General features: G+C 63.9%; 1 protein-coding gene. It reads right to left on the bottom strand.

Annotated elements, in window-relative coordinates; translation table 11 throughout:
• A partial coding sequence (locus tag ABY44_RS00010; RefSeq protein WP_431640662.1) for a phospholipase D-like domain-containing protein occupies positions 1 to 280 on the bottom strand: 280 nt, incomplete at both ends.

Genomic DNA, 280 nt, shown 5'->3' with positions numbered 1-280 from the left:
GAGGTTCAAGCCGAACGAGCGCATGTCCATGTTGCTGGAGCCGATGACCGCGACCTCGTCGTCGATCGTCAGCGTCTTGGTGTGCAGGATGTAGGGCTTGCGGTACATCCAGATGCGAACGCCCGCCTTGAGCAGCACCTCGTAGTAGCTGCGCTGAGCGTGATAGACCATCGCCTGGTCGCCCTCTTCCGAGACGAACAGCTCGACGTGCACACCGCGGTCGACGGCTGCCGTGACCGCGAGCAGCAGCGCCTCGTCGGGGACGAAGTAGGGGCTGACG

Source organism: Burkholderia sp. ZZQ-2 (assembly GCF_050768715.1).
GTDB classification, from domain to species: Bacteria; Pseudomonadota; Gammaproteobacteria; order Burkholderiales; family Burkholderiaceae; genus Burkholderia; species Burkholderia cepacia.
The sequence above is the reverse complement of the archived record's forward strand: the minus strand, read 5'-3'. Positions and strand labels throughout refer to the sequence as shown.